This is a genomic window from Mesobacillus jeotgali, assembly GCF_014856545.2.
Classification (GTDB): Bacteria; Bacillota; Bacilli; order Bacillales; family Cytobacillaceae; genus Mesobacillus.
Genome location: NZ_CP109811.1, coordinates 2468986 through 2483175, shown reverse-complemented (window position 1 = coordinate 2483175; position 14190 = coordinate 2468986). Strand labels below are relative to the sequence as shown.

Annotated in this window: 15 protein-coding genes; 6 read left to right on the top strand and 9 right to left on the bottom strand. The window is 36.9% G+C overall.

What is annotated here, in order from left to right; genetic code table 11:
* Positions 1-22 precede the first annotated feature (22 nt).
* From FOF60_RS12655 to FOF60_RS12640, 4 genes are all read right to left on the bottom strand, one after another.
* Positions 23-1015, bottom strand: a complete 993-nt coding sequence (locus tag FOF60_RS12655) for an ATP-binding protein (RefSeq protein ID WP_192472086.1) — start codon at positions 1013-1015, stop codon at positions 23-25.
* A 21-nt stretch (positions 1016-1036) separates the two neighbouring features.
* The gene (locus FOF60_RS12650; RefSeq protein WP_192472085.1) at positions 1037-3019 is read right to left on the bottom strand and encodes a hypothetical protein; all 1983 of its coding nucleotides are present in this window, start codon (positions 3017-3019) and stop codon (positions 1037-1039) included.
* Positions 2974-3648: a hypothetical protein gene (locus FOF60_RS12645; RefSeq protein ID WP_192472084.1), complete on the bottom strand. Its 675-nt coding sequence runs from the start codon at positions 3646-3648 to the stop codon at positions 2974-2976. The genes FOF60_RS12650 and FOF60_RS12645 overlap by 46 nt, the downstream gene beginning before the upstream one ends.
* Before the next feature lie 81 nt (positions 3649-3729).
* Positions 3730-3912, bottom strand: coding sequence for a hypothetical protein (locus FOF60_RS12640; protein WP_192472083.1), 183 nt, complete (start codon positions 3910-3912; stop codon positions 3730-3732).
* 301 nt (positions 3913-4213) lie between these two features.
* Here FOF60_RS12640 and FOF60_RS12635 point away from each other — a divergent pair, with 301 nt between their 5' ends.
* The gene (locus FOF60_RS12635; protein WP_192472082.1) at positions 4214-4744 is read left to right on the top strand and encodes a Pycsar system effector family protein; all 531 of its coding nucleotides are present in this window, start codon (positions 4214-4216) and stop codon (positions 4742-4744) included.
* A 14-nt stretch (positions 4745-4758) separates the two neighbouring features.
* The gene (locus FOF60_RS12630) at positions 4759-5502 is read left to right on the top strand and encodes an adenylate/guanylate cyclase domain-containing protein (protein WP_192472081.1); all 744 of its coding nucleotides are present in this window, start codon (positions 4759-4761) and stop codon (positions 5500-5502) included.
* Between the two features lie 641 nt (positions 5503-6143).
* On the opposite strand, the gene FOF60_RS12625 is transcribed toward FOF60_RS12630, so the two are convergent.
* Complete coding sequence (locus tag FOF60_RS12625) at positions 6144-6704, bottom strand: flavin reductase family protein (protein WP_192472080.1); 561 nt, start codon at positions 6702-6704, stop codon at positions 6144-6146.
* A 128-nt stretch (positions 6705-6832) separates the two neighbouring features.
* On the opposite strand from FOF60_RS12625, the gene FOF60_RS12620 reads away from it, so the two are divergent.
* Both FOF60_RS12620 and FOF60_RS12615 read left to right on the top strand, forming a co-directional pair.
* The gene (locus FOF60_RS12620; protein WP_192472079.1) at positions 6833-7072 is read left to right on the top strand and encodes a hypothetical protein; all 240 of its coding nucleotides are present in this window, start codon (positions 6833-6835) and stop codon (positions 7070-7072) included.
* A gap of 163 nt (positions 7073-7235) precedes the next feature.
* A complete protein-coding gene (locus tag FOF60_RS12615) occupies positions 7236-8456 on the top strand; it encodes an MFS transporter (RefSeq protein ID WP_192472078.1) in 1221 nt (406 codons plus the stop codon).
* 40 nt (positions 8457-8496) lie between these two features.
* On the opposite strand, the gene FOF60_RS12610 is transcribed toward FOF60_RS12615, so the two are convergent.
* Together FOF60_RS12610 and FOF60_RS12605 are read right to left on the bottom strand one after the other, a co-directional pair.
* Complete coding sequence (locus tag FOF60_RS12610) at positions 8497-9456, bottom strand: nucleoside hydrolase (RefSeq protein WP_192472077.1); 960 nt, start codon at positions 9454-9456, stop codon at positions 8497-8499.
* A gap of 146 nt (positions 9457-9602) precedes the next feature.
* Complete coding sequence (locus tag FOF60_RS12605; RefSeq protein WP_192472076.1) at positions 9603-10136, bottom strand: class I SAM-dependent methyltransferase; 534 nt, start codon at positions 10134-10136, stop codon at positions 9603-9605.
* A gap of 245 nt (positions 10137-10381) precedes the next feature.
* On the opposite strand from FOF60_RS12605, the gene FOF60_RS12600 reads away from it, so the two are divergent.
* Entirely contained in the window at positions 10382-11623 is a 1242-nt protein-coding gene (locus FOF60_RS12600; protein ID WP_192472075.1) for a dicarboxylate/amino acid:cation symporter, read from the top strand.
* Positions 11624-11708: 85 nt separating this feature from the next.
* Here FOF60_RS12600 and FOF60_RS12595 read toward each other — a convergent pair whose 3' ends face one another.
* Positions 11709-11903 carry a YbxH family protein gene (locus FOF60_RS12595; protein WP_192472074.1) on the bottom strand — a complete coding sequence of 65 codons (195 nt, stop codon included), beginning with the start codon at positions 11901-11903 and terminating at the stop codon, positions 11709-11711.
* 36 nt (positions 11904-11939) lie between these two features.
* On the bottom strand, positions 11940-13310 hold the full coding sequence (locus FOF60_RS12590; protein WP_192472073.1) for an aldehyde dehydrogenase: 1371 nt from the start codon (positions 13308-13310) through the stop codon (positions 11940-11942).
* 203 nt (positions 13311-13513) lie between these two features.
* On the opposite strand from FOF60_RS12590, the gene FOF60_RS12585 reads away from it, so the two are divergent.
* Positions 13514-14158 carry an SDR family oxidoreductase gene (locus FOF60_RS12585; RefSeq protein WP_192472072.1) on the top strand — a complete coding sequence of 215 codons (645 nt, stop codon included), beginning with the start codon at positions 13514-13516 and terminating at the stop codon, positions 14156-14158.
* The last annotated feature ends 32 nt before the right edge of the window (positions 14159-14190 follow it).

Below are 14190 nucleotides of genomic sequence, written 5' to 3'. Positions count from 1 at the left end.
CTTTTAACGCAGTCTAATATAATTAGATAGCACTATATAATTCAGATTCTATATAACTTGAGTACTTAATGGCATCAATCCATTGGGTTTTTGAAATAGAGTTCAAATCCTCACCTTCAACACCATATTTCTTTAAGGCAAATTCTATGGCTAAAGTTAAATATTGCATAGGGATTTCAAATCGAGAACTTAGTCCAGCTTCTCTTCTCATTTCTGTATAAATTTCCATTAACTCATCAGTATACTTTGCCAATCTAAATCCATGCACGAATGCATCAGGAAAATAATATTTAGTAAAGCTGACTCCACTATTTGAAGGGAATTCACAATCTTCATCGTAACCTAGTAGGCATTCATACATATCTGAGCGATTACATACTCCCTCAAATTTATGTTGTTGTACCATAAACCTGCCAATTATTTGAGCTTGTCCTAATTCAAGAAATACGGACCTCTGATCGAGTAACTCTTGTTGACCTACTAAAAAAACCGTTAAAGAGACGCCAAATCTATCCAACTCGTTATTAATATCCATCAGCCATCCATACTGTATTTCGTGTAATCTTTGCGCATCATCTATGAAAAGTACTATTCGTTTTTGTCTAGAGACTTCAGCTTCTTGAATTAGAAATTTTAGCAATCTTTGTCGTTTAACATTTGCCTTCCCAGAAAAAGGAGTTCCATGTCCAACATCGATTAAAAGATCCTCAAAAAAAACAGCTTCATTAGGGTTTTTATACTTCCGACAAGTGATAAAATAAATAGGTAATCCATCAAATTCATTGGGAAGTATGTGAGTCAGATACTTTATTGCTCTTGTTTTACCAAGTCTCGGACGACCATATATTATGGCGCCAGGAAAACGGTTATTTAAACACTGCTGTATTTTAAGGTACAATTTTTGGATTTCGTTTGTTGCCAGCAAATATCTACCTGTTTCGATCGGATGACTGCCTTTTGATATTATTGGACGACCTAAGTTCTGAGAAACTTGAATTTGATTTGCTTGTTCCATAATTATTACCTCGACAATTCATTAGAAGGTTAATGTTCTCTTTAATCTTTTTTTATTTTCTAATTCAACAATTGGCATAGTGTCTTTAGTATTTATTTTAATGGGACTTACATTGTTTAATTTGGACGTATTAACCTCTTCCCTCTCGGATGTATCTGGTATGTTTTTGGTTACTTCTTGTTCATTTGCTAAAGTTTTTTCTAATGAATTTAATTTATTTCTATATCTTTTATGTGTGATTGCTTTTTCTTTTAAATACTGTTGAAAAGCCTTAATAGGGTCATCTTTTGTGGTAAAGTGAATGAGTTTTTTATTTCTCAAACTAAAAATCTCTTTCCTTAAAGCCAAGCTATGCTTTGTTTTCCCCCAATAACCGCTTCCTACTAATTTTCCTAGTTCTGATCCATCTGGTAAATATGCAGTTAAAAACCTTACATCATCAATATTTATAACTAGATCCAGTGTTTTTCCTATTAAGCCTGGGGACCTAAGTAAAAGTTCATTTGTATATCTTACGTTTTCAAACTGAATATACGGTCTTCTTCCCTGCTCTATACTTCCCTTTACTTTCCGTTTAGCTTCAACACATAAAAATGGAATATTGTCTCGCTCCTCTTCCTGAAGTTTGCGTATAATTGGGTCTTTATTTATTCTGTGTTGTAATGCTTCTAATGGCGTTGAATAACTTGTTCCTTCATTAGGTGTAGAATTATAATCAGCAATTAACACATCTGTTAATTCTTCAAGGTCGTTTATATTCATCTTAATTTTAAGAGCTTGTTTTTCTGGGTTATTTCTTCTAGGATCCTTAGGATTGCTACCTGTTGTATTTGTTAATCGGTGATAACCATTTTCCTCAAGTAATCCAAAAAATCTCTCTATCAAGGACCTTTTGGTTGGGGATTTGATTGGGCCAGCGTTTACTCTGCAGTTTATGATTCTTTTTACTCTGTCCCTTACTATGATGGATAAATTGGCTTTAGCATTGTCATAATAAAATTCATCCCACAAAGCCCACATTGATTCTTTTATCAGTCCGGATGGTAGTCCTCCGTTAGGTGGATATTTTAATCCAGGAATAGTTAAGTTAAGAGGCTTCCAAGGCTCTATTGATTTTTTTACACATTGCAGAACATCGTTTGAATTGTACTCTTTATTTAATGATATGTGGTATCCAAGAACTGCTCTGGATGCTACATCCATGATCACTAATAACCAAATTCGATCTAAAACCTTAGTAATTTCATCTCCAGAAGGTGTTTCAAAAGTTAATGAGAGGGATAGGTCAATTTTGTGTCCATCAAATTGGACCCTCTCGTATGGTTTTAAATGGGTAGGTGCTTGTTCGTTAAAGTGACTATTAATATTATCATGATGTTCATTTTCACTGTTGTATCTATAGCTTGCATCAGACATTTTATCTTCTTCTAATTTTTGAAGATAGCTATATAGAGATCTTCTTGCTAACTCTTTAGTGTTAAAGGGGTAATCAAAAGGCGCTTTTAATCCTAACTCTCTACATTTCTCAATAAACCTTTTATGTATTCTGTTTTTTTTCATAACAGGGTCGATTAGAGACTTATTCTTATTTCTGAAAAATAAAGTATCGATCAATTCTTGTAATACTGGATAGGTTTTTAACAAAAGTGCAAACGCTCCAGTCTGCTGATTATAGTGCTTCTTTGATGTAGAGTTTGGTAACTCTTTTCTGTTATATTGTTTGATTGTCTTTCCAGGTATTAATGCATTAAATCCGTATATTATCCCAAACTTATCTTCATATAAGCACTTCTTGAAAAAATTATTAATTTCTTTCCTATCTATGCCAGTCTCTATCTTTATTTCTTTAAGAGAATCGCCTTTTATAAACATCTCTACAGCTTTTTTTCTTTTTTTATAAGTCTCCAAATCTTGTTCGGGCATGACATTTAAATTTGCTCTTGGCCATTTGGCTATATTTAATAATTCGTTATCGTATGATTCTGTGATTCTTCTTCTGGACAATGGAGCCACACCTCCGTATTTATATTTAATGGTTTTAAGTGTAAATTGGATGCTATTTTGTTATTGAATATTAAGCTATATAGAGCTACTATGATTCTTTGCTCAGTAATCGAGGCCTTTAATTCATTCAGGACCGTTTTTATTGTCCTTTTCTCAAAAGATAGACATTTACTAACTTTATGTATATCTAAATCTATGGGGTAAGAATTAGAGAGATAGGGGATTATCCGCTTTGCATTATTTATTAATAGTTGATTTTTTAATAGATAAGAATACTCTTTTACCTCTAATTGTCTGTTATTATTCTTGCACCATTCTGCTAAAAAGGTAATTTCTCTTTTTTGTTTCTCACTTTTGCTTGCTTCAATTATTACAAGGCTTTCCTGGCCATTTTTGTATTTTAGCCAGAAGTTAGGAATTACTTCGATTTTTTTCTTATTAAAAACACCCGATATCACTAAAGGACGTTCACAAAATGATATTATTTCATGATTTATTTCAATCAGCAGCCATAATTCATAATTCGCTTGTCCAAGATAGCAGACATCACGTTTTAATTTAGGACTATAGGACTCCCAATAATTCTTATAAAAAGAGCTGTTCCTCTTTATAGGATGCGGTTCATACACTTGTCACACCTCGATTCATAAATTACATATAGCTTACTCTAATTTGAAATATCTATGAATATATAAAGTAATGGGAAATACTCAATTTATTTCCTCATTGTGTTTGTTTTTTATTCGTTCCTTCAATTGGTTGCTTCTTTTGAAGGCCTTCCCTCTTTTAATACCTTCTATATATACTTCTGGTTGGTTTGATAGTAACCTACGAATTTCTTCTTCTGTTAGATAAATAGAATGTTTGGTTAATTTGATTTCTATGAATTTCATAATTTATCACTCCCTTTACTGTGTATTGTCATGTTATCCACATATTTCAAAAATTATAAGTCATTACTAGTTTTTTATTAAAAAAACGCCTTCCCTGAGGGGTAGACGTTAAGAAAATCGGTTGAATAAATTTTTTTCAATTTCTATAACTATTTTACGTATAAAAGCTTTGTTAAATTTTTGTAGTTAAACGGATATTCTCGTTTGAGTTTAGAGTGTACTTTAACAATTTATTTTATGGTAGAATTATATTGTTCATTGGAAATAATTACAAACCAACAGTAAAGAAGGTGATATTAAAATGGATAAACGTGAGATGATTTTCGAAAACTTTAAAAACATACAAGACTTAATAAAATTTATTGATCAAAAAGCTGGTGCGTTACTCGTATTATATGGATTTCTTCTAACTGCTTTTATAGAATTTTCAAAAAAATTAAGCTTTGTAAATATAAATGAAATTACTGGCTTAAACGAGAAAATCCTTTCTTTCCTAACACTTATAACCGGTTTAGCGTTGGTATTATTTATTACCTACCAATTCTATATAATTATTGTTTTAATTTTAAAACCTCGAACTGCTAAACATTATCAGACTGGTGAATCTTCATTATTTTATTATTATCATATTTCTAAAATTGGAAAGGAACAATTAATTGATCAGTATAAGAGCATGGATGAGGATGCTTTAACAGTGAATCTTTTAGGACAAGTGTTTGAAGTGTCAAAAATTCTGGATAAGAAAACAGTTTATTTCGCTAAAACGACTAATCATTTGCTTCTAACGGGTATAATACTTTTGTTTTTTATTTTACTTTCTTATATTGTTTGAAAAGAGGTATAACAATGGGAAAAAAAGATAGCATTACGAAAAAAGTTAAGGAAATAATGGATACAAATTTCGTCGTAGAAGATGTCGACTATGTTCCAGATATAGATGATAAAAAGTTAACTTTCGGTAACAAAGGAGTTAAATTTGAAGCAACGGTTCTACATATAGACATGCGAGGTTCAACAGGAATATTAAACAATCATAATAAATCAACAGTTGCAAAAATTCACATGGCTTATTTCCATACAATTACCACCCTTGCTCATGCATTAGGAGGTTCTGTACGGAGTTTTAATGGGGACAGTATGTTAGTGTACTTTCCAGGAACTTCAAAAAATACATTAAGTAGTGCTGTTCAAGCAGCAATGCAAATGAAGTATATGATATCCCATGAAGAAAGTGGCATAAATAAGCTGTTAAGTAAATATTCGGCAATAGATTTTGGAATCGGTTTAGACGATGGAAAAATATTATGTACTAAAATTGGTATTGGTGGAGACTTAAATAATAAAGGTCTTTTTTGGGCAGGTAATGCAGTGAATAAAGCTGTAAGACTAAGTGACTTGGCTAAAGCTCCTAATCATATTTGTATTTCTAGGTATGTATATCACAATCTAAATGACAATGTAAAATTTCACACCCGGAAAAATATTTTTGGAGTCGACGAAAAAATAAACATGTGGAATTCCGAGAGCTTCACTTACAATGGTAAACAGGAAACTTTTTATTTCACAAATTATAGGTGGAGTGTATTATAAAATTTTCTTGTTAGTTTATACATAACTAAAATAAACCTCATTAAAAAACTTACTCTGAGCCTAAATCCGTAATTGGTTTAGGCTTTTTTAAGTAATCATAAAAATTATTGTTATACTTATTAGTTTCCCCGATTTCGAGAAAAATTGTAACCTGATTTTTAATTCGAATTTAACCAACCAGTCCTATTAAATAAAGAAAATAGCTTAACAAATAATAATACGACTTTTACAGATGAAAAATCATTGGTTTTTTGTTAATAGTTCTTTTCGTTTAGAAGGTAAGTTTAGAATACAAGTGCATTCTTTATAAAATTTTTTACCTATGTCCACCTATTAATAATTCGTGGAAAAGTAATAACCTAAAGGTCAGTTTTTAATTCATTGCTCCCATTCCCTACTTTATCGGAATGCTTATGTTAATTATGTTGGAACTTTCTCTTCATTTCAATTATATGTAGGTATATTCTCTTCAATAAAAAAGTGAAGAGAATATACCTACATAACAAAAAGAATCTTGTTTTCTAAGCGTTTTCCTTATATTCAAATGTAGGACGATTCTCTTCAACGTACAATTACACAAGAAAACACGAAAAATCTTCTGAGCCTTCTTCAGATCACTTTTCGTGTTTTTTAGTATCCTGCTATTCCTCTATCTTATGCGAAACAAAATCACTATGTTGATTTACATTTGTGTATGTGGATCTTCCTAAATAAAGCGGAATCGTAAGCTTATCGAAATTTGGCATGCCGTTTTCAAGGAATTTATCAGGATCCCTGTAAAATTGTACGATATTTGCAACGAACCAATCGTGGTCGCCATAACTATTGCAGTCTATGACTTCACATTCATATGCTATATATGCATCACTTAGTATCGGTGAATTCGTTGCTGATCCGTGGTCGAAACGGATGTTCGCTTTTTCGAATTTGTTCACCTTTGAACCTGAATACACACCTGATTGCTGTATAAGAGCCGAATATTCATATGGCACAAAATTAATGGCGAATCTGCCTGCAGATTTAACCAGCTTATGAGTATGGCGCTCACGGCCGATAGATACTCCATAAATAGGCGGTTGATAGGATATGTATGAGTGCCAGCCTGCAGCCATAATATTGTTTTCCTCTCCATGAGACACTGTAACGAGTGCGACCATTCCTGGATAACTATGCATCACAGTTTGATTGATTAATTGAATCATTATGTTTTGTTCCTCCATTTATTAAAATTTTTCGGTGAAGCATGGGCAACTGTCTATTTTTTCTATTTTCATGCCATCAAATTTTTAGTCACATATCCTATATTGAATAAAATATAGGAGGTTGCTCAATGAATTATCCTCAAACTTATTTTCACAGGCAAGATCAGCAGAATGATGAAAGAATTATTCCATTATTGTTCCTCACCGCTGCTGCACCTGCATTTTATGGAGGTTATGGATTCGGTGGTCCCTGGTATGGTTACGGACGTCCTGGATACTGGTACGGCCGAAGACCATGGTACGGATTCGGCAGACGTCCCTGGTATGGATTCGGACGTCGCCCCTGGTATGGCAGGCCTTGGTGGTAATTCCTAAATAAATGGAGCTCCCTGTTCGCCAGGGAGTTTCTCCCTTCTAATGAGAAATTTATTATATTATAGCAAAAAACTGAAATTTCGTATTGCGAAGTAAATTCAAAATCTTTAAAATAAAACAGTATAACTATATTACCTCATGATTAAGGGAGATATTATGAACACCAAAGTTTTTCTTTATGTAAAAGCATTTTCCGATCTTGGAACCTTTATGGATTTAATCGCAATCAATGTCTTGATGTATATTGCTACCGGGAGTCCTGCCTGGCTTGCAGCCACGATGGCGTTCAGGACACTGGGCGGAGTTTTATTAAGCTTATTTTCAGGTGTTCTTGCTGACCGATTTGACCGCAGGAAAATCATGATATGGACCGATGTTTTTCGGGCAATTATCATTTTGAGCTTGATCCCCTTCCCTAATCCGGTAATGATATTGGTTGTCTGCTTTTTGATCGGTTTAACGAGCAGCTTTTTTGCTGTAAGCTATAGTGCGGAAATCCCGCAAATTTTTGGCCAGGATAAGGTTTTAGAGACGAATGCCCTTATCTCCAGACTTACATCGATCAGCCTGGTTTTTGGGTTCATTGGTGCTGGTTTAATCACAGATTTTCTTGGTTACCAGGTTACCTTGATTATTGACGCTGCTACTTATCTAATATCTGCAGCAGTATTAATCAAAATCAAGTGGGAAACAACTAAGCCAGCTGATTCAGGTTTGATAACGAATGGAGTTAAACAAAGAGTTTCCCAGATTGGTAAAGATTTAAAAGAAGTATATTCGTTCATCCTTTCAGTGCCGATGTTATTGTACGTAAATATCGTTTTCCTCGTAGGTTCATTTGCCGGTGCTTCTCATAATCTTGGAATTCCTTTGTTAGCAGAATCAATAGATTCCAGCAAACAAAGCTTAATTTACGGACTCATTTGGGGTGTCTGGGGAATTGGTTCCGTGTTAGCCACCCTCCTTTTACCCAGAATGAAATTCCTGCAGGGAAACCAGTTGTATCGGACATATTTTCTCTCAGCAATTTTGATGTCAACCGGCTTCATCATCTTCCTTTCTAATATAAATGTTTGGATTGTCATGTTGTTTGCCTTCCTTACCGGAATTTTTGATGCATGCTTCACCACCCTTCACGCGACTATCCTCCAGAAAACGGATAATTACATACGAGGAAGAATATTTGGAGTTGGCATGCTGTTAAAGTCATTAGGTTTTGCACTTGGTTTTGTCATTGCCCCTATTCTGTTAGAAGCTTTTTCACTGCCTAGAATGGTCTGGATTTTCCATGGAACCTTGATTATCTCAAGCCTTTTGGTGATGTTTTATTCAAATGCTAACAGGAAAAAGTATAAGGAAGTAAATCAAAGTGTATAACCCAAAAAAGGAACTCCCATTTGTATGGGAGTTCCTTTCTTTAACTTTTAGCTTGGGTCTCTCCCATGAAAACAAGGGTAAAATCTTCAATAAAAGCTGGTATGTCTGCTTCCATGCCAATCCAATCCAAGTTCTCACCTGGTTCCTGCTCAGGCTTTGGCCTGAAGTCTGCAATACTCTTGCCTCTGGCACGCCCAAACAATTCAACGGTTACTCGTCGTGGCAGATATTTCACCAGATTTTTGTTTACCAGTGCACTTAATGTGATCACATCATGGAGAGGCGCACCCTGGATGCCCGGGACATTCTTTTTATACGCATCAAAGTAATAATCATATACAGGTTTAATCAGATCCTTAAAAGGAGACTGGCTGTTTTGGGCAAGATAGTCTATTACTGCTGGGGGGATGATGGCTCTATTCGTGATATTTAAAGGATGCAGGAATACATTTCTTGCCTTTTCGAGCACTTGATTAGCCGCAATCGGATCGGCATAGAAATTTGCCTCAGCTTCCGCTGTGACATTGCCAGGCACGAGGAAGGCTCCACCCATGATATAGACAGCACTAACTGTTTTGAACGCTTCCACGCCATATAAGATGAATGGGATTGCCAGTTCCGTTTGTCTTCCGACTCCGACGATTACCAGGTTTTCAGGGTACTGATTCACAATATCAAGAATTTTATTTATATCATATACCTCTACTTCTCCCATATCCTCTGGCGGCCTGATTGGACCAAGCCCTTCTGGTCCATGTATCTCCGGATAAAAAGTAGCAAGTTCACCAGACAAAGGGCCGGATGCACCGGCGATGATCGGTATATCCTCTCTTCCTCCCAGCTGCAATAAATAGGCTGTATTATTTATTGCCTGTTCTTTTGTGATATTCCCGTACCCGGTAACAACCCCCACAACATTTAGTTCAGGATGAAGCAAGGCATACATAAGCGCCAATGAATCATCTACCCCTGAATCCGTAAACAACAGGATATTATACATGGCTCGCCTCCTTGATGATTATTTTTTAATTAATCCTGAGCCAATTAACACTCTAAAGTTGTTGATTGTATGCAAATAAGTCCCTTTATAAGTATATGTTTGTAGTAATCAGATTCATTCGATTTTTGTTTATTCAGATGTGGTGGTCATAATTTGTTAGTTTTCTGGCAAAAAATTGTCTGTCGTCCTTCCTGCTCATTCTCCTCAAAAAAGAGAATCTTCCAATCTGCGAATTCTTTCAGCAGTTCATTCGATTCCAGCTTGTATTGACTCGAAACATGCCCGTTAACTTCAGCCTTATGTTTGTAAAACGTTTCGAAAAATAAATATCCCTTGTCCTTGATCACTTGTTTGACTAGTGGAAATAAAGAACGGTCCAGATAATAGGTCATTACTGCTAAATCAAGCTTATGGCCTTTTAAAAAGGTTCTTTCCTTCGTGAGATCGGCTACCTTAGCCGTAATATTCAACCCTCGTTTGGCTGCCTGATCTTGTACATAGTTGATAGCAACCTCGGAAATATCTACGGCAGTTATGTCATAGCCTAGTTCTGCCATATAAATGCTATTGCCTCCCAGTCCAGAGGCAAAGTCGATTGCTGTCCCGCCTTTCAAATAAGCAGCCATCTTTACCAGCCTTCTATTCGGTTCCGGAGGATTCCCGTCTATTAACCTATCCATGTATTTTCGATTCCATTTAGTTTGTGCATCCACTTTATATCACTGCCTTTAAAAGAAAAGTTAACAAGAATATACCATAAATATATTGCTCTCTCATTTTCATGTAATATTTTTATAATATTCAGAAAACATTTGTCTTTTCCAACGAAAATAGTCATACTTTAAATGTAACAAAATATTTATAATTATCAGTTATTTAGGTAAGCGCTTTCATTTTTTATTATTTTTTATTAGGAGGAGATGAAATGTCACTCACGCGCAAAATCCTTTATGGCATGGGATTGGGTATTATTGTTGGTCTTATCTTTAACTTAGCATTGCCTGGGGTGTTCGAAACAATCAATAGTTATCTATTTGTCCCTCTTGGAAAAATCTTTGTCAATTTGATTAAAATGCTTGTTGTCCCTATTGTCATCGTTTCTCTTATACTTGGAACTGCGGGGATTAGTGATCCTAAGAAGCTCGGCAGGATCGGCGGCAAAACGATTTCTTTTTTCCTGATTACTACCGCAATTGCTTTAGTTCTGGCGATTGGGATGGCACTTCTGGTTCAGCCAGGTTCAGGAAGCTTCCAACTGGATGGCGCAAGCTTTGAGGCTGCTGAGGCACCGCCGGTTATTGAAACATTATTGAATATTATTCCTGCCAACCCTCTTGGGGCCATGGTCGAGGGTTCTATGCTCCAGGTGATCGCATTTTCAATTATCATCGGCTTTGGTATAGCAAGAGTCGGTGAAAAAGCTGCTGGATTGATTAAACTGGTCGATCAGGCCAATGAAGTACTGATGTATTTAGTCCAGGCGATTATGAAATTCGCTCCATACGGCGCTTTCGGTTTGATTGCAACGGCAATCGGCAGCCAGGGCCTGGAAGCAATCGCTGCAATGGGTAAATATATGTTTGTGGTTCTTTTCGTCCTGCTGCTTCATCTGGTGATCACCTATGGCTCAGCAGTATCTTTGCTGGGAAAACTGAACCCAATTAAATTCATCAAGGAATTCTCGCCAGCCATGATTGTTGCATTCAGTACATCTAGTAGTGCAGCGACCCTTCCTATTTCGATGAAAACATTGCAAAATAATCTCAAAGTTTCCAAAAGTGTCAGTGGTTTCGTACAGCCGCTGGGAGCTACGATCAATATGGATGGAACAGCCATCATGCAAGGGGTTGCCACCATCTTCATTGCCCAGGTTTATGGAGCAGAACTTGGACTTGGGCAATTATTGACCGTCATATTGACTGCGACACTGGCAAGTATCGGAACAGCAGGCGTCCCTGGAGTGGGACTGATCATGCTGTCTATGGTATTAACTTCCGTTGGCTTGCCTGTTGAAGCTATAGCTTTAGTGCTGGGGGTTGACCGTCTCCTTGATATGTGCAGAACGGCAGTGAACATTACCGGTGATGCTGCCTGCGCCGTCTATGTTGCCCGCTCTGAAGGGGAAACTTTAGAAGAGGTTGAAATAGACGAGAATGTTACTGCATAAGTTAATTTTCTTCTTATATGCTGAAACTAGAAACAGCTGCTCTTTTCCGGAGCAGCTGTTTCTAGTTCCCAGTGAATAAAATCCATTAGTCAATTCCATGCTTCTCACAGTACTGGTCGATTAACCGCTCAGTAAGACCCGGATCAGGAGCTTTCCCTTCGAAGGAAAATTTCACTTCTTCGATAAATTCCCCTTTATGATATACATGGATCGCTCCGTCCTGGTTAATCACACTGTATTCCGGTTCAAAAATATATCCGCTGCGCTCAACTGCACCCATCTGTTTAGCCCTCCTTACTAGTTTGTAAATCGTTGCCTATTTAATAAACAGCTTCACTTTCTTAAGCGCATTCTTGGTATTAGGATACCGGAATGGAAGATCGAAGCGAGTGGTTTGATTCAATATACTTTTTTCATGTGAAAATACATCGAAGCTGCCCTGCCCATGATAAGCACCGATACCGCTTTCACCTACACCGCCAAATGGCAGGTACGGTGAGCTTAAATGGTAGACGGTATCATTGATGCATCCGCCGCCAAAGGATATATGTTCAAGAATCATTTTCTGGACCTGTTCACTTTCAGAGAAGATATAAAGTGCGAGCGGCTTAGGACGAGCATTGATGCTGGATATCATATCAGACAAATCATCGTATTCCAGGACAGGCAGAATCGGTCCGAAAATTTCATCCTCCATCACTTCATCTTCCCAATTGATATTGGTCAGAACGGTAGGCTCTATTGAAAGCTTTTCTTTATTTGTTCTTCCGCCAAAGAATGTGTCACCATTATCGAGGAAACCCGTTAGTCTGTTAAAATGCCGCTCACTTACGATTTTCGTAAAGTTTCCGCTTGAAATCGCATCCAGGGAATATAATTCCTCTACAGATTCTTTTAGCAGCTTTAAAAATTCATCTTTTACACTTTTATGGATACATAGATAGTCAGGAGCAACACAGGTTTGTCCTGCATTCATGAACTTACCCCATGCAACCCTCTTTGCTGCAAACTTTAAGTGCGCATCATGGTGTACGATGCATGGACTTTTACCTCCTAATTCAAGTGTAACGGGAGTAAGTTTCTTAGCTGCCGCTTCCATTATGATCCTGCCTACCGGAACACTTCCTGTAAAGAAGATATAATCCAGTTTCTCCCGTAAAAGTCCCTGGCTGGTTTCCACTCCGCCTTCCACTACAGCCAGATACTCCTCAGGAAAATGATCATGAATGAGCTTTGCGAGGACCCCGGAAGTACGGGGAGTCAGCTCAGAAGGCTTTAAAATGGCACAGTTCCCGGCAGCAATGGCTCCAATTAAAGGGGCTACCGCCAGTTGGAAAGGATAGTTCCATGGAGCAATGACAAGAGCTACTCCATACGGTTCTGGATAAATAAAGCTTTTAGAGCCTAACAAAGTCAGAGTAGATTTTACTTTTCTTGGCTTTGCCCATTTACGGACATGCTTTATGGTGAACCGCAACTCCTCAAGTACTATCCCAATTTCGGTTAAGTATGAATCAAACTCAGTCTTATTCAAGTCTGCCTTTAAGGCATCCATCAGTTCCTGTTCATGGGATTTAATCAAGCTTCTTAATAACTTCAAAGCCTCAAGCCTGAATGAAATTTCCTTTGTTTTTCCGCTGAAAAAAAACTGTCTTTGTTTTTCTATTAATCCACTGTAATTCTCCATCCTGTCCTCCTCCGGTAAGAATAGAAAGTTTCTCTTTATTTTCCCCATTTCATATAATCCATACCTATATGGATTTAATTGTTCAATTCAAATCTTTTACAATAGTAGATAAGGGTAGATTATATACATGTGGCGTTATACAGAACTTTATGTGAACCCGAGGTTTTTTTGTATGACCGAAGAATTTTCAAGGAGGTTATCTGATGAAAGTACTTGTCGTAGGTGCAAATGGACAGATTGGCAAACAACTTGTTGATTTGCTTAAGGAAAGCAGCGAACATGATGTAAAAGCGATGCTGAGAAAACCGGAACAAACTCCGGAGTTTGAAGAAAAAGGTGTTGAAACTATAATCGCCAGTCTTGAAGGTAGCGTTGAAGACATCGCATCTGCTGCAAAAGGCTGTGATGCCATTGTGTTCGCAGCAGGTTCAGGAGGACATACAGGTTTGGATAAAACTCTGTTAGTGGATCTTGACGGCGCTGTGAAAACGGTGGAGGCTGCAGAACAGGCTGGGATTGACCGGTTCATAATGGTCAGTGCCCTGCAAGCACACAAGAGGGAAAATTGGTCTGATGCCATTAAACCTTATTATGTCGCAAAACACTATGCGGATCGGGCGTTGCTGCAGAGTAGCCTGAATTATACAATCATCAGGCCAGGCGGGTTACTGAACGAACCTGGCACGGGTAAAATTGAGGTTGCTGAGAACCTGAAAACGGGCTCGATTCCAAGAGTTGATGTAGCAAAAACCATATTGGCATGCTTGAATGCGAAAAACACATTCAAGAAATCTTTTGATTTAATTTCTGGCGAAAATGATATTGTGGATGCAATAAAAAGCATTTAATCAGCATCAAAAAGAGAGTTTACCATGGTGTA